This is a genomic window from Peterkaempfera podocarpi (genome assembly GCF_042466665.1).
In the GTDB taxonomy this organism is placed as follows: domain Bacteria; phylum Actinomycetota; class Actinomycetes; order Streptomycetales; family Streptomycetaceae; genus Peterkaempfera; species Peterkaempfera podocarpi.
The window spans coordinates 2096539-2113423 of sequence record NZ_CP162102.1 but is presented as its reverse complement, the minus strand read 5'-3'; the positions used below and the strand labels follow the sequence as shown (position 1 = coordinate 2113423).

The window sequence follows — 16885 nt, the reverse complement described above, 5'->3', positions numbered from 1 at the left end:
CCACACCCCGGAAGAAGGAGCGGCGCGTGAGCGACGACCACGTCTACCTGTCCCTCGCCGAGGCGTCCCCCGAGGGCGAGGCCCGCTGGGCCTACGGCACCGGATTCACCGACCCGCTCAGCGGTGTGGACACCACCCTGCCCACCGGGGTGGACGGCGCCGACCTGGGTGCGTACTGCCTGATGCTGGGCGACGACGCCCTGGTGCTGGCCCAGCGGCTCACCGAGTGGTGCACCCGCGCGCCCGAGCTCGAGGACGAGGTGGCGCTCGCCAACATCGGCCTGGACCTGCTCGGACAGGCCCGGCTGCTGCTCACCCGGGCCGGGCAGGCCGACGGCACCGGGCGCACCGAGGACGATCTGGCGTACCTCCGCGACGAGCACCAGTTCCGCAGCGTCCACCTGGTGGAGCTCGCCAACGGGGACTTTGCGCACTGCGTCGCCCGGCTGCTGCTCTTCTCCTGCGTCCGGCTCGCCCTCCTCCAGCGCCTTGCCGCCTCCGCCGACCCCGTGCTGGCCGCGGTCGCCGCCAAGGGCGCCAAGGAGGTGGCGTACCACCGCGAGTACGCCGCCGCCTGGACGGTCAGGCTGGGCGACGGCACCGAGCTCTCCCACCGGAGGATGCAGGACGCCCTGGACACCCTCTGGCCCCACCTGGCGGAGCTGCTCACCCCGCACCCCGTGGAACTGCGGCTCGCCGCGTCCGGCGCCGCCGTCGACCCGGCCGAGCTGCGCCCCGAGGTCGAGCAGGTGCTCGCCGAGGTGCTGGCCGCCGCCGGGCTGGACCGGCCGCAGGCCCCCGCCGCGGCGGCCGTCGGCGGGCGGGCCGGGCGGGACGGCGTCCACACCGAGGCCATGGGCCTGCTCCTCGCCGAGCTGCAGTGCGTGGCCCGCGCCCACCCCGGAGCGGTCTGGTGACCCCCGGGGCGGGCCCGGCCGACCTGGCCCGCGCGCGGGCCGCCGCCGAGGCCGTGTGCGATCCGGAACTGCCCATGCTCACCCTCGCCGACCTGGGTGTGCTGTGCGGCGTCGACATCGAGGCGTCCGGCGCCGTCACCGCCTGGATCACCCCCACCTACTCCGGCTGTCCCGCGATGGCCGAGATGGCCGCCGACCTGGACACCGCCCTGCACGCGGCCGGTTTCGGCGATGTCCGGGTACGCACCCGGCTCGACCCGCCCTGGAGCACCGACCGGATCACCGAACGCGGGCGCCGGCGGCTCGCGGCCGCCGGTATCGCCCCACCGGGGCCCGTCGGCCCCCGCACCGGCCCGGTGCCGCTGGTCCTCGCACCGACCCGCCCGGCGGTCCGCTGCCCGCAGTGCGGCTCCGCCGACACCCAGGAGCTGTCCCGCTTCGGCTCCACCTCCTGCAAGGCACTGTGGCGCTGCCGCGGCTGCCTGGAGCCGTTCGAGTACGTCAAGGAGATCTGATGGCCGCCCCCGCCGCCACCACCCGGCCGCTGCGCCCGCGCCCCGCCTTCCATCCGCTGCGCATCGCCGGCCTGGACCGGCTGTGCGAGGACGCGGTGGCGGTCACCCTGGACGTCCCCGAGGAGCTGGCCGCCGACTACGCCTTCCGCCCCGGCCAGGCCCTCACCCTGCGGCGCATCGTCGACGGCCGCGACGAGCGGCGCTCGTACTCGATCTGCTCCCCGGCCGGCGGACCGCTGCGGATCGCGGTGCGCGAGGTGCCCGGCGGGCTGTTCTCCGGCTGGCTGGTGCACCGGGCCCGGCCGGGCGACACCGTCGAGGTGCTGCCGCCCAGCGGCGCCTTCACCCCGGAACCGGACCGGCCCGGCACCCATGTGCTGCTCGCCGCAGGCTCCGGGATCACCCCCATGCTCTCCATCGCCGGCTCACTGCTCGACTGGGACGACCGCTCGCAGGTCACCCTGCTGTACGGCAACCGCCGCACCGACACGGTGATGTTCACCGACGAGCTCGCCGACCTCAAGGACCGGTTCCCGGGCCGTTTCCAGCTGGTCCATGTGCTCTCCCGGGAGGCCCGCGACGCGGAGCTGCTCACCGGCCGGCTCGACCCGGAGCGGCTCGCCGCCCTGCTGGACGCCCTGGTCGACACCGCCTCGGTCGACCACTGGTGGCTCTGCGGTCCGCACGAGATGGTGACCGGCGCCCGGGCGGTGATCGCCGCGCGCGGTGTGCAGCCGGACCGTGTCCACCAGGAGCTCTTCCACGCCGAGGACGAGCTGCCCCCCGAGCCCGTGCACCACGACGAGGCCACGCCGACCGGGCCGGTCAGCGAGGTGACGGTGGTGCTCGACGGACGCGCCACCGAACTGCGGCTGCCCCGGGACCGCAGCCTCCTCGACGGCGCCCAGCGCTCCCGCCCCGACCTGCCGTTCGCCTGCAAGGGCGGGGTCTGCGGCACCTGCCGGGCGCTGGTGGTCGAGGGCGAGGTCCGGATGCGGCGGAACTTCGCGCTGGAACAGGCCGAGGTCGACGCCGGGTATGTGCTCACCTGCCAGTCGCTGCCGGTCTCCGACCGGGTGGTCGTCGACTACGACCGCTGAGCGTCCACGCCCGCAGGGACGGGTGCGCCCTGGGCGTGCAGCAGCGCATGGACCCGGGCGGCGGCCTCGCGCCCGGCGCGGTTGGCGCCGACGGTACTGGCGGAGGGGCCGTAGCCGACCAGCTGGATGCGGGGGTCGGCGATGGCACGGGTGCCGTCGACCCGGATGCCGCCGCCGGGCTCGCGCAGCCCCAGCGGCGCCAGATGGCCGACCTCGGGACGGAACCCGGTGGCCCAGACGACCGCGTCGACCGCGATGCTGCGGCCGTCGTCCCAGGCGACACCGGTTGCGGTGAGCCGGTCGAACATGGGCAGCCGGTTCAGCGCCCCCAGCTCCCGGGCGCGCAGCACCGCCGGGCTGTCGGTCAGCCCGGTCACGCTCACCACGCTCTGCACCGGGAGTCCGGCCCGGACCCGCTGCTCGACCCGGGCCACCGCGGCGCGGCCCGCCTCCATGGTGAAGGGGGTGTCGCGGAAGACCGGAGGGCGGCGGGTCACCCAGAGGGTCTCCGCGACCGCCGCCGTCTCCGACAGCACCTGGATCGCGGACGCCCCGCCGCCGACCACCACCACCCGCTGCCCCCGGAACTCCTCCGGCCCGGTGTACTCCGCGTAGTGCAGCTGCCGCCCACGGAACAGGCCGGCCCCCGGGTAGTGCGGGACGAAGGGCCTGGTCCAGGTGCCCGTGGCGTTCACCAGGGCCCGGGCGGACCAGTCGCCTGCGTCCGTCTCCACCAGCAGCAGCCCCGCCGGACCCGGCCGCACGGCCCTTACCCGTACCGGGCGCAGCACCGGGAGGGTGTGGGCCCGCTCATAGGCCGCGAAGTACTCAGGCACCGCGTCACGGGCCGGCCGCCTCGGGTCGGCGGCCGGCAGCGGCATGCCCGGCAGGTCGTGGAAGCCGTGCACGGACGCCATGGTCAGGCTGGGGGAGCGGTGGCCCCAGGCCCCTCCCGGGGCCTCGTCGGCGTCCAGCACCACAAAGCCGCTGTACGGGGCGAACCCACGCCGCCGCAGGTGGTACGCCGCCGACAGCCCCGCCTGGCCCGCTCCGACGACGACCACATCGGCCCTGGACGCGGGGGCGGTGGACACGGGGGCGGGTGCGGCGATGGCGGGCCGGACCTCTTCGGCGGAAGCAGTCACGCCCCTGCAACACCCGGGCTGCTGCGCCTCTTCCGGGGCGGCCCGTGCAGGCACCGGCGGCGGCCTGCCGCTGGTGCCTGCCGTTGTGCCATGTCCGCCGTTGTGCCATGCCGGCAGGGGAGAGCGGACAGCAGTCGGGGACCACGATGGCGCCGGCCGCCGTGTCGACCGCGGAGAGCACCGTCGAGGGTCCCGCTGCACCGGGTCGCCCGGGCAGTACCGCACCTCGGTGCAGGCTCCCGAGACATCGGCGGACCAGGCCCGCCGGAGCGGGTGCACCGGCCTGGCCGTCGAAGCCGGCATCCACACCGGCCGATGCGCCCCGGGCCGGGCAGGGCGGGTACCGCGCGATCGAGTCGTCCTCGGCGCTGTGCCGCCCTGCCGCGGAGCCCGGGGCGCGGAGCCCGGAGCCATGTCTGGGCGGTGCCTTGCCAAAGAGGGAGCGGAAGGACGCGGCTCAGCCGCGCTGCGGCTCCTGCTGCCTGTCCTGTGCGGTACGGGCGGCCGCAGCCGGGGCCGCGACCGCCGGACGGGGCAGCAGCAGGCAGGCGGCTGCGCCCAGCAGGGCGGCGACCGCGGTGGCGGTCCAGCCGTGGCGGAAGGCGTGCAGGGCGGCCTGCGCGGTGGCGGGGGAGCCCAGCAGGGTGACCATCAGCGCCACCCCGAGGACCGATCCGGTCTGCCGGGCCATGGTGGTGACGGCCGATCCGGTCGCGAAGCGGTGCGGGGGAAGGGCCGTAGCGGCCGCGCCGACCAGGGTGGGCAGCGCCAGTGCGACACCGAGGCCGGTGACCAGCATGCCGGGGAGGAGCCCTGCCGCCCAGTTCGGCCGGGTCTCCAGGGCCGTCGCCCACCAGAGCGTCCCGATGCCGAACACCAGGCAGCCGAACGCGGCGACCCGAGCGGGTCCGAAGCGGTGCACCACCCGTCCGGTGGCCAGGGTGAGCGGGGGGACCAGCAGCGGTCCGGGTGCGATGGCCAGGCCGGTGCGCATCGCCGAGTAGCCCCACACCTGCTGGCACCAGAGCACCGAGGTGAGCAGCATTGCGGCGAAGCCGACGGAGAAGAGCAGCGAGGCCCCCGATGCGACGGCGAACGCCCGGATCCGCAGCAGCGGCAGCTCGACCACCGGGGCCGGATGGCGGGCCGAGCGCAGCAGGAAGCAGCCGGCCAGTACCGCCGAGGCGGCCAGCGTCCCGATCACCCCGGCGGAGCTCCAGCCCCAGTCGCGGGCCTTGACCAGGCCGAGGGCGAGGGCGCCGATGCCCAGGGTGAGCAGTGCCGCCCCGGCGAGGTCGGGCAGCGGGCCGCGCTGGTCCGGCCGTACGTCGGGCAGCAGCCGGGCCCCGACCGCGAGTGCGGCCGCCCCCACCGGGAGGTTGACCAGGAAGACCCAGCGCCAGTCGGCCGCCACCAGCAGACCGCCCAGCACGGGGCCGAGCCCGGCCGCGATGCCGCCGATGGCGGCCCAGCCGCGGACCGCCTGGGACCGGCGCTCGGCGGGGGTGGCGGCGAGCAGCAGCGCCAGCGAGGTGGGCATCAGGGCGGCGGCTCCGGCGGCCTGCAGGATCCGGGCTGCGACCAGCCAGCCGACGCCGGGGGCCAGGGCGCACAGCGCGGACGCGGCGGTGAAGACGCCGAGGCCCAGCAGGAAGCCGCGGCGGTGTCCGGCCCGGTCGGCGAGGCGTCCGGCGGGGACCAGCAGTGCCGCGAAGACGATGGCGTAGGCGTTCAGCACCCAGGAGAGCGAGGACAGCGAGGCGTGGTGGAAGGAGGTGCCCATCGCGGGCATGGCCACATTGACGATGAACAGGTCGAGATTGACCACGAAGACGCCTGCGGCCACCACCCAGGTGGTGGCGGTCGCCGACAGTCGTGAGTTTGATTCTCCAACTCTCATGGGGGCAAGCTAGCGCCAGTGAGTTTGGAATGGCAACCTTGAGGAGTGACCAGTACGAACCCCGCTCTGCCCGGGCGTCCCTGCTCCGCCGCCGCAGCCCTCGGCCTCGTCGGCGAGAAGTGGGCGCTGCTCGCGGTGCGCGAGATCTCCCTCGGCAACCACCGCTTCGACGCGCTGGTCCGCAACACCGGCGCCCCCCGCGACCGGCTCACCGCACGACTGCGCGCCCTGGAGGAGGCGGGCGTGGTCGAGCGCCGCCCCTACAGCGAACGCCCCCCGCGCTTCGAGTACCACCTGACCCAGGCCGGCCGGGACCTCAACCCGGTGATCCGCGCCCTGATCACCTGGGGCGACAAGTGGGCCGTCGACGAGCCCCCCGCCGTACTGCGCCACCGGGACCACGCACTGGAGCCGGCCCTCGTCTGCCGCTGCTGCGGCGACGAGGTGACCCAGGGCGAGGTGGAACTGGAGGTCAGGGCCCCCGGCTGGAGCCGCAGCGGCCCCGTCGGTTGACCGGACAGATCGGACAGATTAGACAGACCGGACAGGCCGGACTGACCGGGCGGGCCGCTACCCGGCGGCCCCCGCGGCCGCCCCCCGCACCTGGCCGAAGATCAGGCTGGTCCGGGCCTGCTGCACCGCCGGATGGGCGGTCAGATGCTCCAGGACGAAGTCCCGCAGCGCCGCCGTGTCCGCTGCCGCCACGTGCAGCAGATAGTCGTCCGGCCCGGCGACATGGAAGACCGACAGCACCCCCGGCAGGTCCGGCGCGCCCTTGACGAAGGCCGCCACATGCCGGGGCGCGTGCGAGTGCAGCCGCACCGCGATCATGGCCTGGACGCCCAGGCCCAGCGCACCCGGGTCCACATCGGTGTGGAAGCCCCGGATGACGCCCCGCTCGCACAGCGACCGGATCCTGGTCAGGCAGGTCGACGGCGCGATCCCGACCGCCTCCGCCACAGCCTTGTTCGGAGTGCGCGCATTGTCGCGCAGCACCCGCAGGATGGCCCGGTCGACGGGCGCCAGCTCGTGGTGAAGTTCGTTCGGCACGAGCACGATGGTGACCCCCTGTACCGAAGAAGAGCAAGAGTGAGCCGGCGGAATCCGAATATCGTGCGGTCCGATCGCGCCGGGCGCCGGAAGTCCTCCACCGTGGCTGCCACAGCGCACCCGCCCAGGGAGGACCGACATGCCGGAACGCCGCCGCCCCGACACCACCGCCGTCCACGCAGGCCGCAGCGATCTGCACGCCCTGGGCGTCCATGTGCCGCCCATCGACCTCTCCACCGCCAACCCGCTGCCCGGCGTGGGCACCGGCGGCGACGCCTATGAGCAGCTGGCCGGCGGCGGCCGCCCCGACCCCGCTCACAGCCATGTCTACCAGCGGCTGTGGAACCCCACCACGGCCCGCTTCGAGGACGCCCTGGCGGAACTGGAGGAGCAGCCCGAGGCGGTCGCCTTCGCCTCCGGCATGGCCGCGCTCGCCGCCTGCCTCACCGCCGCCCGCGCCGCGGGGCGCGGCCATGTGGTCGCGGTGCGCCCGCTCTACGGCGGCACCGACCATCTGCTGGCCACCGGACTGCTCGGCACCGAGGTCAGCTGGGCCGAGCCGGAGACCGTCGCCGCCGCGCTGCGCCCGGACACCGGCCTGGTGATCCTGGAGACCCCCGCCAACCCCACCCTGCAACTGGTCGACATCGCTGCCGTCGCCGCCCAGTGCCGCCGCCCCGGGGCCGACCCGGTGCCGCTGCTGGTCGACAACACCTTCGCCACCCCCGTGCTCCAGCGGCCCGGGCGGCACGGCGCCGACCTGGTGCTGCACAGCGCCACCAAGTACCTCGGCGGCCACGGCGATGTGCTGGCCGGGGTGGTCGCCTGCGGTCCCGCATGGGCCGCCCGGCTGCGGTCGGTGCGGGCCGTCACCGGAGGCATCCTGCATCCGCTCTCCGCCTATCTGCTCCACCGCGGCCTGCAGACCCTGCCGCTGCGGGTGCGCCGGCAGAGCGAGAGCGCCCGGGTTCTCGCCGACCGGCTGGCCGACCGGCCCGAGGTGACCCGGGTGCACTTCCCCGGGCTGCCCGGCGCCGACCCGGCCGGTCTGCTGGGACGGCAGCTGGCACTGCCCGGCTCGGTGCTGGCCTTCGCCGTACGCGGCGGCGCGGCGGCCGCCGAGCAGGTCGCGGCAGGGTGCCGGCTGATCACCCATGCGGTCTCGCTGGGCGGCGTCTCCACACTGATCCAGGTGCCCGCGGCGCTCACCCACCGCCCGGTGGCCGAGGGTGCCCGGCCGGACCCGGGGCTGCTGCGCCTCTCGGTCGGCCTGGAGGACCCCGAGGACCTGCTGGAGGACCTGGCGGCGGCCCTGAATGCGGTCTCCGCGCCCCCGCTGCTCAGCTCAGCCGGCTGATCACCGCCGCGGTGCCGTAGGCGCAGATCTCGGTCCCCGCCTCGGCACCCTCGGTCACATCGAACCGCATGGCCAGCACCGCGTTGGCACCCCTGGCGCGGGCCTGCTCCTGCAACCGCTCCATCGCCTCGTTGCGGCTCTGCACCAGCGTCTTGGTGAGTCCCCGCAGCTCACCGCCGATCAGCGACTTCAGGCCGGCGCCGACCTGTGCGCCCAGATGCCGGGAACGCACCGTGAGGCCGAACACCTCGCCCAGCACCTGGTCCACCCGGCACCCGGCCACCTCGTTGGTGGTCACCACCAGCACATCGGCCGAGGGGCCCTGCCCACCGCCGTACTCGTCGATATTGCCCATACCGCCATCCTCGGCCGGGGCGGCGCGGTCAGCCACCGGGGTCCATGGGGCGGACGATCCGGTGCGGAGGTTCTAGGCTGGGCGCCATGGGTACCGACGCCGCCGTCGACCGGGCCGTCCGTGAGCTCTACCGGGCGCTGCTGGAGGGCTGGAACACACGGGACGCCGAGGCCTTCGCCGCGACGTTCGCCGAGGACGGCGAGGCGATCGGCTTCGACGGCAGCCGCCACAGCGGCCGGGACCAGATCGCGGCCGACATGGCCGCGCTCTTCGCCGGGCACCCCACCCCGGCCTATGTGGCCAAGGTGCGCGGGGTCCGGCTGGTGGGGTCCGACGCCGCCGTCCTCCAGGCCGTCGCCGGGCTGGTGCCACCCGGCGAGTCCGACCTCAAGCCGGAGCTCAACGCCCGTCAGACGGTCGTCGCCGCCGGGCTCGGCGGGGGCGGGTGGCGGATCGTGCTGCTCCAGAACACGCCCGCGCAGTTCCACGGCAGGCCCGAACTGCGGGACAGCCTCACCGCGGAACTGCGGGACCTGCTGCTGCCGCCGTTCCTCGACGAGTGACCCGGGCGCCGCGGCGCGGCCGCTCTCAGACCGACGGCACCCGGTCCAGGAACCCGTAGACGCTCTTCAGCCGTCCGTCGGCGTCCGCCACTGCCACATCGAAGCCGACCACCGGGGCATCGCCGCCGCCGTCCGGGACCAGCTCCCACCGGAACCGGGCGATGTGGTGGTTGGTGTCGACCTCTCCCGCCAGCCGAAAGGCGAAACCCGGGAACTGCTCCCGGGCCGCGGCCACCACCGCGGCGATCCCGGCGCGCCCGGACACATCGGCCAGGGGGTCGGTGTACGTTCCGTCCTCGGCCCACAGCTCCGCGACGGCCTGCTCCCGGCGCTCCGGGTCGGCCTCGTTCCAGATGGCGAGGTAGCGGACGACAAGCTCCTTGAGGTCGCTCATGGCGGCCCCTCCTTCGGTGTGCTCCGGTGTTTCCCTGACACCGGAAACCCTGTCAGGCGGTCGTCCCGGGGTCGATGACCTCAGAGGTCATCCCCGGCGCCGGCGGCGGTCGTCCACGTCCCGCGCGGCTCGGCCCGGTACACGGGCACCCGCAACCGCCCGGACGGGACGGAGTGTCCCGCAGCCGGTCGGACCGCAGGGGCCGGCAGCGGTGCGGCGCAGCCGGGCGAGCGGTGCAGGGCGACCCGTCGGGGCTCCGGACACCGTCAGGCGAGTGCGCGCCCTGCGCCCCTACGAGTCCCTGGCCCGCGCCCACGCGGTGGCCGGCGACAAGGAACAGGCCCGCACCTGGACCGAACAGGCTCTGGCCGCCGCCGAGGCCATCACCCGGGACGAGGACCGCGAACCGGACCTCGCCGACGTGGAATCCATCCCCGCCCAGCCGCGCTTGTGGTGACCCACCCGCCCACCGAGCCGCCGCCTGGCAGCCGCAGTACCCGCCGCCAGTGCTCGACCGGACGGGTGATCTCCCCGATGAAGCGGTATATGACGTGTCGTCATCTGGTATGGCTCCCGCCATGAAGAAAACCCTCGCCCTTGCCACAGGGCTGAGCAGCGCCCTTGTCGCCTTCTCGGGCACCCCCGCCCAAGCGCTCGGCGGCACCGCGGGCAACGTGTGCATCAACGTCAGCTCAGCCTTCGCGAGAGGCGTTGCCATCGGCTCCCCGGGCCTCCTGTCCGGCAATGTGGTCCAGATCCCGATCAACATGCCGCTCAACCTGTGCGGCAACAGCATCGACATCGTCAAGCACGGCGGGCACGGCGGTGGCGGCGGCGGTCCGGAGTAGCAGAAGCGGTAGGACAAGCAGAACAAGAGGCCCCCGTCGCGTGAGCGACGGGGGCCTCGGCGTACCGCCCGGGACGGCGGACGACCCGGAGGCGGACCGACAGGCCACCGGCCGGGTGCCGCGCACCTACCAGTCGGTCGTCACCGGGACGCAGGGCGGTCCGCTGGGGCGCGACACCCGGAACCTCCGGCAATGGAACCCGGCGTCGGCCGCGGCAGGACTGGTCCCGCCGCGACCGCCGCGTCAGGCCGACGAGCGGCGTCCCTGCGCCCACGCGGCTTCCCAGCCCCTGCGGCACATGTTCACCCCGGTCCACCTGGATCTGCGGGAGACGATCGTGGCAGTGCTGAAGTGGCCGAGCCGCGCGGTGACGGACGCCTGGTTCGGAGATCAAACCTGATGGATCTCCGCAGATTCTCCCCGGGGCTCTCGGAAGGTGCCTTCCTCTACCTGAGGTCCAGCCCCTTCGGCCAGGGGGTGCCCGGGGTCTTGTACAGGTAGACGATGCCGCCGGAGCCGCCGCGGACGGAGCCGTCGGCGGCGTAGCGCTTGGTGCGCAGCCAGATGTTCTCGAACTGCCGCCGCTGGTAGACATGGCGGACCGCGGCGTCGTCGGAGGAGGCCGGGTCGTTGGCGATGACGTCGCCCTCGGCGGTGAAGCCGATGAGCGTCATCAGATGGCCCGAGGTGTTGTAGCCGGCCCCGTCCAGCTCGGTGGCCAGGAAGGACTGGGACGTTATCACCGGGATGCCGACCTTGATCAGCCGCTCCACGTCATTGAGCGAGTGCAGCCGGGTGACCAGCGCGTCCAGGCCGTAGGAGGCGGCATAGGCGGCGTTGAAGGGCCAGTTGCCGCAGCCGGCGTACTGGCTGTCATAGGTGGAGCGGGCCGCCTGGCAGACCGCCGGGTCGGCGTAGCCGGGGTCGATCCAGGAGAGGTCGGCGGCCGAGGGGTGGTGGCCCCAGTACTCGATCACCATCTCCGAGGAGGTGGGGCTGCACCAGGCCTCACCGCCGTTGTCGTACTGCGGGTACTGGCCCTTGTGGACGTCCTGCGAGTAGCGGGGGACGGCCAGTTCGATCCCGCGTCCCTCGCCGGGGACGGAGGCGGGCACGGTGAAGCGGTCGGGGATGTCGGAGGCCATGGCGCCGAGCCTGCGGACGAAGGGTGTGGCGGTGCTTCCGGGGCTGCGGCGCAGGGTGATCCGCAGGCGGTAGGAGGCCAGTCGCAGCCCGCTCGCCTTGTCGCTGATCTCGAAGGTGTCGGTGGAGATGTCGCTGCGGGAGTCGCTCTGCCCGTCGACCGAGGTGCGGCGGATGTCGGTGTCGTCGCGGGCCCAACGTCCCATCACATACCAGGGGGTGGCAGTGCCGTCGCTGTAGGTGCCCTGGAGCTCCACCTCGATCCAGGTGCCGGGCGGGGTGTCGGCGTTCCAGGAGGCGACCAGTTCGCTGGCGCCGAAGCCGGGGCGGTGCTCGGGCGAGGTCCAGGTCGCGTACTCCCAGTCGGCGGTGGTGCCGGTGTGGGGGTCGGTGTACGGGGCGGTGCCGAGCGGCCGGTCGATGGCGATGCCGTCGGGGGCGTGGCCGCCGCCGGGCCGCACCCGCACGCCGGCGGCGGTCCCCTTGTGCCAGTCCGCGTAGCGGGTCCAGGCCTGGTAGTCCACCGGAGCGGTGTCGGGGGTCCGTTGGCGGCCCGGCACGGCGGCGTGCGCGGTCTGCGGGAGGGCCACGGCTGCGGCTGCGGCGAGCGCGCCGGTGAGGGCGGCGCGGCGGGAGATCGGGGCCTGCTCCATGAGCGCTCCAGGAGTCGACGAGTGCACGACAGGGCATCACTCTCCTCGCCGCCCCGAGCGGTTGCCAGCGAATGCGGCGGTGTGTCCGCCCACACCGAACAATCGGGCGGCCGGACAGCGGTGGTCCGCTGGGAGTGAACGGGCGCTGGCCCGCCGGGGCCGACGGCTTGTACGGTCCATGCGCCATGCACATGCCACTCCCTATTCCGAGGGGTAGTCATGACCATCAGCCTCCGGGCCGTCCGCTCCGCCGCGGCCGTCCTCGTCCTGGGTGCGTCGGTGCTGGGCGGCACCGCGGGTGCCGCCGACGCCGCGGGCCCGACGGCCAGGCCCGCACATCCCGACCGCGACTACGCGGGCTCGACGATCCGTCAACACGAGGGCGCCAGTGTCACCCCCCGTACCGTCGGCCCGCTGGCCACCCAGACGCCGGGGATGGACGTCAGCAGCTACCAGGGGAACGTCGCCTGGAGCACCGCCTGGGCCAACGGCGCCAAGTTCGCCTATGTGAAGGCGACCGAGGGCACCAGCTACACCAACCCGTACTTCGCCCAGCAGTACAACGGCTCCTACAACGTCGGCATGATCCGCGGCGCCTACCACTTCGCCCTGCCGGACAACTCCAGTGGCGCCAGCCAGGCCAACTACTTCGTCAGCCACGGCGGTGGCTGGTCCAAGGACGGCAAGACCCTGCCGCCGGCCCTCGACATCGAGTACAACCCGTACGGCGCAACGTGCTACGGGCTCAGCCAGTCGGGCATGGTGAGCTGGATACGTGACTTCAGCAACACGGTCCACAGCCTCACCAGCCGCTACCCGACCATCTACACCACCACCGACTGGTGGACCACCTGCACCGGGAACAGTTCGGCCTTCGGCTCCACCAACCCGCTGTGGGTAGCCCGTTACTCCACCGGCGTCGGGACCCTGCCGGCCGGCTGGAGCTACCAGACCATCTGGCAGTACGCCGACTCCGGCACCTTCCCCGGGGACCAGGACTACTTCAACGGCGCCTACGACCGGCTCCAGGCCCTCGCCAACGGCTGAGCCGCGACCTGCCGGTCCCGGCCGCCACCGGGACCGGCCCCTCCCCCCAGACCCTCCGTCAGGAGTGCTCATGCTTCCTGCCAGAGCGCGACGCACCACGCCGCGCACCCTTGCCGCTGCGGCCGCCGCAGTCCTGCTGTCCGCCGTCGCCGCGGTCCCGCAGGCGCATGCCGCGCAGCCGACGGATCGTCAGCACGACTACCAGGAGGCCGCGCAGCGCTACGGCGTCCCCGAGGCTGTACTGCTCGGCGTCTCCTATCTGGAGTCCCGCTGGGACACCCACGCCGGGCAGCCCAGCACCGACGCGGGCTACGGCCCGATGCACCTCACCGACGCCCGGGCCGCACTCGCCGCCCTGCCGCAGCAGACCGGCGACGCCGAGGGCGACGCCCGCGGTGACGACGCCCGCCCCCTGGCCCGGCCGGCGGCGGCCCTGCCCGCCCCGGAGGCCGTCCCCGTCCGGCTGCGCACCCTGGAGCGCGCCGCCGCGCTCACCCGGCTGCCCGCCGCCGCACTGCGCACCGATCCCGCAGCCAACATCGCCGGCGGTGCCGCCCTGCTCGCCGACCTCCAGCGGCAGCAGCACCGTGCGGCGAGCAGTGATCCGGCCGACTGGTACTGGGCCGTGGCGCGCTACTCGGGAGCGGACGACCAGGCGACCCAGCGTCAGTTCGCCGACGACGTCTACGGAATGCTGCGCACCGGCGCCCGGCGCACCACCGACGACGGCCAGTCCGTGGCGCTGCGCGCCGCCCCGGTCACCACCCCCGCCGCCCCCGCCGAGGACCGGGCCCCCGACTGCCCGCGCACCCTGGCCTGCGAGTGGCTGCCGGCTCCGTACCAGCAGCTGGGGAGCGACCCTGGCGACTACGGCAACTACGACGTGGCCGACCGGCCCGAATCGCAGCAGATCGACTACATCGTCATCCATGACACCGAGGCCAGCTGGGACACCACCCTCAAGCTGGTCCAGGACCCGACCTATCTGGGCTGGCACTACAGCATCCGCTCCGCGGACGGTCATGTCGACGAGCACATCCAGCCCAAGAACGTCGGGTGGCAGGCGGGCAACTGGGACATCAACGCCCGCTCCGTCGGCATCGAGCACGAGGGCTTCCTGGCCAGCGGCGGCACCTGGTACACCGAGGCGATGTACCGCAGTTCGGCCCGCCTGGTGCGCTATCTCGCCCAGCGGTACGACATCCCGCTGGACCGCCAGCACATCCTGGGCCACGACAACGTGCCCGGCCCCACCGCCTCGTCCGTGGGCGGGATGCATCTGGACCCCGGCCCGTACTGGGACTGGGCGCACTACTTCGAGCTCCTGGGGCGGCCGTTCCACCCCGACGCCGGGCCGAACGGCGGGCTGGTGACCATCCTCCCCGACTACGACACCAACCGGCCCGTCTACACCGGCTGCACCACCGCCGGGGAGCCGTGCCCCTCCCAGGGCTCGGCCTCGGTCGCCCTGCACACCCTGCCCGCCGACGACTCGCCGCTGATCACCGACATCGGCCGCAGCCCCGACCCGGCGACCGACGCGGTGACCGACATGGGTGCCCGCGCCACCACCGGCCAGCGCTACGCCCTCGCGGACCGGCAGGGGGACTGGACGGCGATCTGGTACCTCGGCCAGAAGGCCTGGTTCCGCAACGCTCCGGGTGAGCGCACCGCCGTGTGGTCCAAGGGCGCCGTGGTGACGCCCAAGGCCGGGCTGGCCGACATCCCCGTCTACGGCCGCGCCTACCCCGAGGCCGACGCCTATCCGGAGGGCGTGCCGGTGCAGGCCGTGACGCCGCTTCAGTACCGGATGCCCGCGGGTCAGCGGTACGCGGTCGGCGGCGCCGTGGCCGGGCAGTACTACTGGGCCACCACCTTCGACCCGGCAGGGCACTTGGTGGTGACCGGGCAGCCTGCTACTACGAGATCCAGTTCGGGCACCGGATCGCCTTCGTCAAGGCGGACGACGTGGATCTGGTGTCCTCCAGGACGGCCCGCAGGTAAACATCCGGTGACGCCGTTTACGCCACTACGGCCCCGGGACTACCTTGCCTGCTCATGACATACGGCGCGGGCAGCGAACGGGTGGACACCGGGGCCGTGGTGGTGGTCGGGGTGGACGCGGGAGGCACCAGCACCCGGTGCACGGTCGCCACACCCGGGGGAGCGGTGGTCGGCCGGGGTGCCTCCGGCGGCGGCAATCTGCGCTCCGTACGCGACCCCGGCGCCCATCTGGTGGAGGCGCTGCGCGGCGCCCTGCGGGACATCGACCCGGCCAGGGTCGCCGCCGGGGTGCTGGGCATGGCCGGCGCCGGGTCGGCCGGCCGCGACCGGGCCGAGGGGCTGGCCAGGCGGGCCTGGTCGGCGGTGGGCCTGCCCGGTGGGCCGACGGTCATCCCCGACCTGGCCGTGGCCTTCGCCGCGGCCACCGACGCGCCCGACGGCACCGTGCTGATCGCCGGTACCGGCGCGGTCTCCGCCCGGGTCCGGGACCGCCGCGCGGTACGCCGCTGCGACGGCTACGGATGGCTGGTGGGCGACGAGGGGTCCGGGGTCTGGATCGGCCAGCAGGCCGTCCGCGCGGTGCTGGGCGCCCTCGACGGCCGCCGCGAGCCCACCCTGCTGGTGGACGACCTCCCCGAGGCGCTGCTGGGTCCCGGCTGCGACCGTGCGGCCATCGCCGTCCAGGGCCGCGAGGCGCTCGCCCAGGCCGTGATCGCCGCCGTCTACGACGCCGAGCCGGCCCGGCTGGCCGTGCTCGCCCCCGTGGTCGAAAGGGCTGCGGCGCAGGGAGATGTGACGGCACGTCGGATCCTCGGCGAGGCCGCCAGACACCTGGTGGCCTCCGCCCGGGCGCTCGGCCAGGACGACCCGACGGAACCCTTTGTGCTCTCCGGGTCGCTGCTCACCGAGCCCACCCTGCTGGCCGAACTGGTCCGCACCGGCCTCACCGAACGCCGTGAGGCGCCCGTCCTTACCGCCTTCGACGGCGGCGCCGGCGCCGCCGCCCTCGCCCTGCGGGCCGCTCCCCGCCTGCACGTCCGCGAGGACACCCTGCGGCACGCCCATCGCCGCCTGATCTCCGCCCCCGCCTGACCGCGCGGCCTGCGGCGCGGCCACCCCACCGGACGGCGCCTCAGATCACCAGCAGAAAACGGGTCGTCCCGGTCTGGGCCGCTATGCGATGCGGTAACGAACTGTCGTAGTGCAGCGACTCACCGGTGTGCAGCAGACAGCTCTGCGTCCCCACCTCCACCCGCACCGCGCCCGACAGCACATGGCAGAACTCCTCCCCGGGGTGCTGCACCGGCTGCTCGTGGTGGCGGGGGGTGCCGTCGCACAGCACCACCTCGAAGCGGTGCGTCCCCGGGGCCGTCAGCGGATAGGTCCGTCCGGTGCCGACCGGCCAGTTGGCCCGCGGCCGCGCCGGACGGCGGGTGGTGGCCGGCGGCGCCCCCGGGGGGCGGTCGGCCGGGCCCGGATCGGCCGGGCCGCCCAGCAGCGCGGCCGGGGTGGCGCCCAGCGCGAGTGACAGCCGGGTGAGAGTGCCCAGCGTGGGGTTGGTCCGGCCGGACTCCACCTGGCTGAGGAAGCTCTTGGACAGGCCGGTGCGTCTGCCCACCGCCTCCAGGGTCAGCCCCAGCGAGCGGCGTCTCGCCCGTACCGACGCGCCCACCTGCTCCGCCACCTGCCGCTCGGCGTCCTCCTGGCTCCCGCCGGGGCCGACGCCCCCGTCCGCCGGGAGCGGGGCCGGCCCACCGCTCGCCGACTGCTCCGCTGCCGATGTCCCCGCCGTACCGGTCGAACTCACAACGCCTCCCGCAGCTGCTTCCGACGTCTTGTTCGACGCCAGCAAACTACAGCGGGTCCCTGGGGGCATCACTTGACGGGCAATTTC

The 16885-nt window shown here is 74.2% G+C and carries 18 protein-coding genes and 1 pseudogene; 12 read left to right on the top strand and 7 right to left on the bottom strand.

The genetic code is table 11. The annotated features are described in order from the left end of the window. Positions 1-26 precede the first annotated feature (26 nt). From paaC to paaE, 3 genes are read left to right on the top strand one after another with little or no spacing between them, the layout of a single operon-like run. Positions 27-917, top strand: a complete 891-nt coding sequence (gene paaC / locus AB0761_RS09310; RefSeq protein ID WP_377268493.1) for a 1,2-phenylacetyl-CoA epoxidase subunit PaaC — start codon at positions 27-29, stop codon at positions 915-917. Next, positions 911-1432 carry a 1,2-phenylacetyl-CoA epoxidase subunit PaaD gene (paaD, locus tag AB0761_RS09305; RefSeq protein ID WP_377273984.1) on the top strand — a complete coding sequence of 174 codons (522 nt, stop codon included), beginning with the start codon at positions 911-913 and terminating at the stop codon, positions 1430-1432. The genes paaC and paaD overlap by 7 nt, the downstream gene beginning before the upstream one ends. After that, the gene (gene paaE, locus AB0761_RS09300) at positions 1432-2532 is read left to right on the top strand and encodes a 1,2-phenylacetyl-CoA epoxidase subunit PaaE (RefSeq protein WP_377268492.1); all 1101 of its coding nucleotides are present in this window, start codon (positions 1432-1434) and stop codon (positions 2530-2532) included. The genes paaD and paaE overlap by 1 nt, the downstream gene beginning before the upstream one ends. Here paaE and AB0761_RS09295 read toward each other — a convergent pair. Together AB0761_RS09295 and AB0761_RS09290 are read right to left on the bottom strand one after the other, a co-directional pair. After that, a complete protein-coding gene (locus tag AB0761_RS09295) occupies positions 2520-3626 on the bottom strand; it encodes an FAD-dependent oxidoreductase (RefSeq protein ID WP_377273983.1) in 1107 nt (368 codons plus the stop codon). The genes paaE and AB0761_RS09295 overlap by 13 nt on opposite strands. Before the next feature lie 508 nt (positions 3627-4134). Beyond that, positions 4135-5577, bottom strand: a complete 1443-nt coding sequence (locus AB0761_RS09290) for an MFS transporter (protein ID WP_377268491.1) — start codon at positions 5575-5577, stop codon at positions 4135-4137. A 45-nt stretch (positions 5578-5622) separates the two neighbouring features. Here AB0761_RS09290 and AB0761_RS09285 point away from each other — a divergent pair, with 45 nt between their 5' ends. Continuing rightward, positions 5623-6090, top strand: a complete 468-nt coding sequence (locus tag AB0761_RS09285) for a winged helix-turn-helix transcriptional regulator (RefSeq protein ID WP_377268490.1) — start codon at positions 5623-5625, stop codon at positions 6088-6090. Positions 6091-6147: 57 nt separating this feature from the next. Here the strand turns inward: AB0761_RS09285 and AB0761_RS09280 are convergent, their stop codons facing one another. Continuing rightward, the gene (locus AB0761_RS09280) at positions 6148-6627 is read right to left on the bottom strand and encodes an Lrp/AsnC family transcriptional regulator (protein ID WP_377268489.1); all 480 of its coding nucleotides are present in this window, start codon (positions 6625-6627) and stop codon (positions 6148-6150) included. A gap of 139 nt (positions 6628-6766) precedes the next feature. Between AB0761_RS09280 and AB0761_RS09275 the strand changes: the two genes are divergently transcribed. After that, complete coding sequence (locus AB0761_RS09275) at positions 6767-7984, top strand: trans-sulfuration enzyme family protein (RefSeq protein ID WP_377268488.1); 1218 nt, start codon at positions 6767-6769, stop codon at positions 7982-7984. Here the strand turns inward: AB0761_RS09275 and AB0761_RS09270 are convergent. Then, on the bottom strand, positions 7968-8339 hold the full coding sequence (locus AB0761_RS09270; RefSeq protein ID WP_377268487.1) for a YbjQ family protein: 372 nt from the start codon (positions 8337-8339) through the stop codon (positions 7968-7970). The two genes, AB0761_RS09275 and AB0761_RS09270, sit on opposite strands and share 17 nt — an antisense overlap. 86 nt (positions 8340-8425) lie before the next feature. Here AB0761_RS09270 and AB0761_RS09265 point away from each other — a divergent pair, with 86 nt between their 5' ends. After that, positions 8426-8902: an SgcJ/EcaC family oxidoreductase gene (locus AB0761_RS09265; protein ID WP_377268486.1), complete on the top strand. Its 477-nt coding sequence runs from the start codon at positions 8426-8428 to the stop codon at positions 8900-8902. A 25-nt stretch (positions 8903-8927) separates the two neighbouring features. On the opposite strand, the gene AB0761_RS09260 is transcribed toward AB0761_RS09265, so the two are convergent. After that, complete coding sequence (locus AB0761_RS09260) at positions 8928-9296, bottom strand: nuclear transport factor 2 family protein (protein WP_377268485.1); 369 nt, start codon at positions 9294-9296, stop codon at positions 8928-8930. Positions 9297-9570: 274 nt separating this feature from the next. Between AB0761_RS09260 and AB0761_RS09255 the strand changes: the two genes are divergently transcribed. The 3 genes from AB0761_RS09255 to AB0761_RS09245 all read left to right on the top strand — a co-directional run bounded on the left by AB0761_RS09255 (position 9571) and on the right by AB0761_RS09245 (position 10544). Further along, positions 9571-9753 carry a hypothetical protein gene (locus tag AB0761_RS09255; protein WP_377268484.1) on the top strand — a complete coding sequence of 61 codons (183 nt, stop codon included), beginning with the start codon at positions 9571-9573 and terminating at the stop codon, positions 9751-9753. Between the two features lie 121 nt (positions 9754-9874). After that, positions 9875-10144, top strand: coding sequence for a chaplin (locus tag AB0761_RS09250; protein WP_377268483.1), 270 nt, complete (start codon positions 9875-9877; stop codon positions 10142-10144). A gap of 40 nt (positions 10145-10184) precedes the next feature. Beyond that, positions 10185-10544, top strand: a complete 360-nt coding sequence (locus tag AB0761_RS09245; protein ID WP_377268482.1) for a hypothetical protein — start codon at positions 10185-10187, stop codon at positions 10542-10544. A gap of 46 nt (positions 10545-10590) precedes the next feature. On the opposite strand, the gene AB0761_RS09240 is transcribed toward AB0761_RS09245, so the two are convergent. Then, complete coding sequence (locus AB0761_RS09240) at positions 10591-11940, bottom strand: peptidase C39 family protein (RefSeq protein WP_377268481.1); 1350 nt, start codon at positions 11938-11940, stop codon at positions 10591-10593. A gap of 219 nt (positions 11941-12159) precedes the next feature. Here AB0761_RS09240 and AB0761_RS09235 point away from each other — a divergent pair, with 219 nt between their 5' ends. From AB0761_RS09235 to AB0761_RS09225, 3 genes and pseudogenes are all read left to right on the top strand, one after another. Then, on the top strand, positions 12160-12987 hold the full coding sequence (locus AB0761_RS09235; protein ID WP_377268480.1) for a lysozyme: 828 nt from the start codon (positions 12160-12162) through the stop codon (positions 12985-12987). A 70-nt stretch (positions 12988-13057) separates the two neighbouring features. Next, positions 13058-14991: pseudogene (locus tag AB0761_RS09230) on the top strand (N-acetylmuramoyl-L-alanine amidase). Between the two features lie 54 nt (positions 14992-15045). Continuing rightward, on the top strand, positions 15046-16083 hold the full coding sequence (locus AB0761_RS09225; protein WP_377268479.1) for an N-acetylglucosamine kinase: 1038 nt from the start codon (positions 15046-15048) through the stop codon (positions 16081-16083). Positions 16084-16123: 40 nt separating this feature from the next. Here the strand turns inward: AB0761_RS09225 and AB0761_RS09220 are convergent, their stop codons facing one another. Beyond that, on the bottom strand, positions 16124-16798 hold the full coding sequence (locus AB0761_RS09220; protein WP_377268478.1) for a helix-turn-helix domain-containing protein: 675 nt from the start codon (positions 16796-16798) through the stop codon (positions 16124-16126). Positions 16799-16885 lie beyond the last annotated feature (87 nt).

Coding starts and splice junctions, on each gene's coding strand:
- AB0761_RS09270 (WP_377268487.1), bottom strand. CDS start 8,339: ATGGGCAATATCGACGAGTACGGCGGTGGGCAGGGCCCCTCGGCCGAT.
- AB0761_RS09290 (WP_377268491.1), bottom strand. CDS start 5,577: ATGAGAGTTGGAGAATCAAACTCACGACTGTCGGCGACCGCCACCACC.
- AB0761_RS09275 (WP_377268488.1), top strand. CDS start 6,767: ATGCCGGAACGCCGCCGCCCCGACACCACCGCCGTCCACGCAGGCCGC.
- AB0761_RS09235 (WP_377268480.1), top strand. CDS start 12,160: ATGACCATCAGCCTCCGGGCCGTCCGCTCCGCCGCGGCCGTCCTCGTC.
- AB0761_RS09260 (WP_377268485.1), bottom strand. CDS start 9,296: ATGAGCGACCTCAAGGAGCTTGTCGTCCGCTACCTCGCCATCTGGAAC.
- paaE (WP_377268492.1), top strand. CDS start 1,432: ATGGCCGCCCCCGCCGCCACCACCCGGCCGCTGCGCCCGCGCCCCGCC.
- AB0761_RS09265 (WP_377268486.1), top strand. CDS start 8,426: ATGGGTACCGACGCCGCCGTCGACCGGGCCGTCCGTGAGCTCTACCGG.
- AB0761_RS09240 (WP_377268481.1), bottom strand. CDS start 11,940: ATGGAGCAGGCCCCGATCTCCCGCCGCGCCGCCCTCACCGGCGCGCTC.
- AB0761_RS09225 (WP_377268479.1), top strand. CDS start 15,046: ATGACATACGGCGCGGGCAGCGAACGGGTGGACACCGGGGCCGTGGTG.
- AB0761_RS09250 (WP_377268483.1), top strand. CDS start 9,875: ATGAAGAAAACCCTCGCCCTTGCCACAGGGCTGAGCAGCGCCCTTGTC.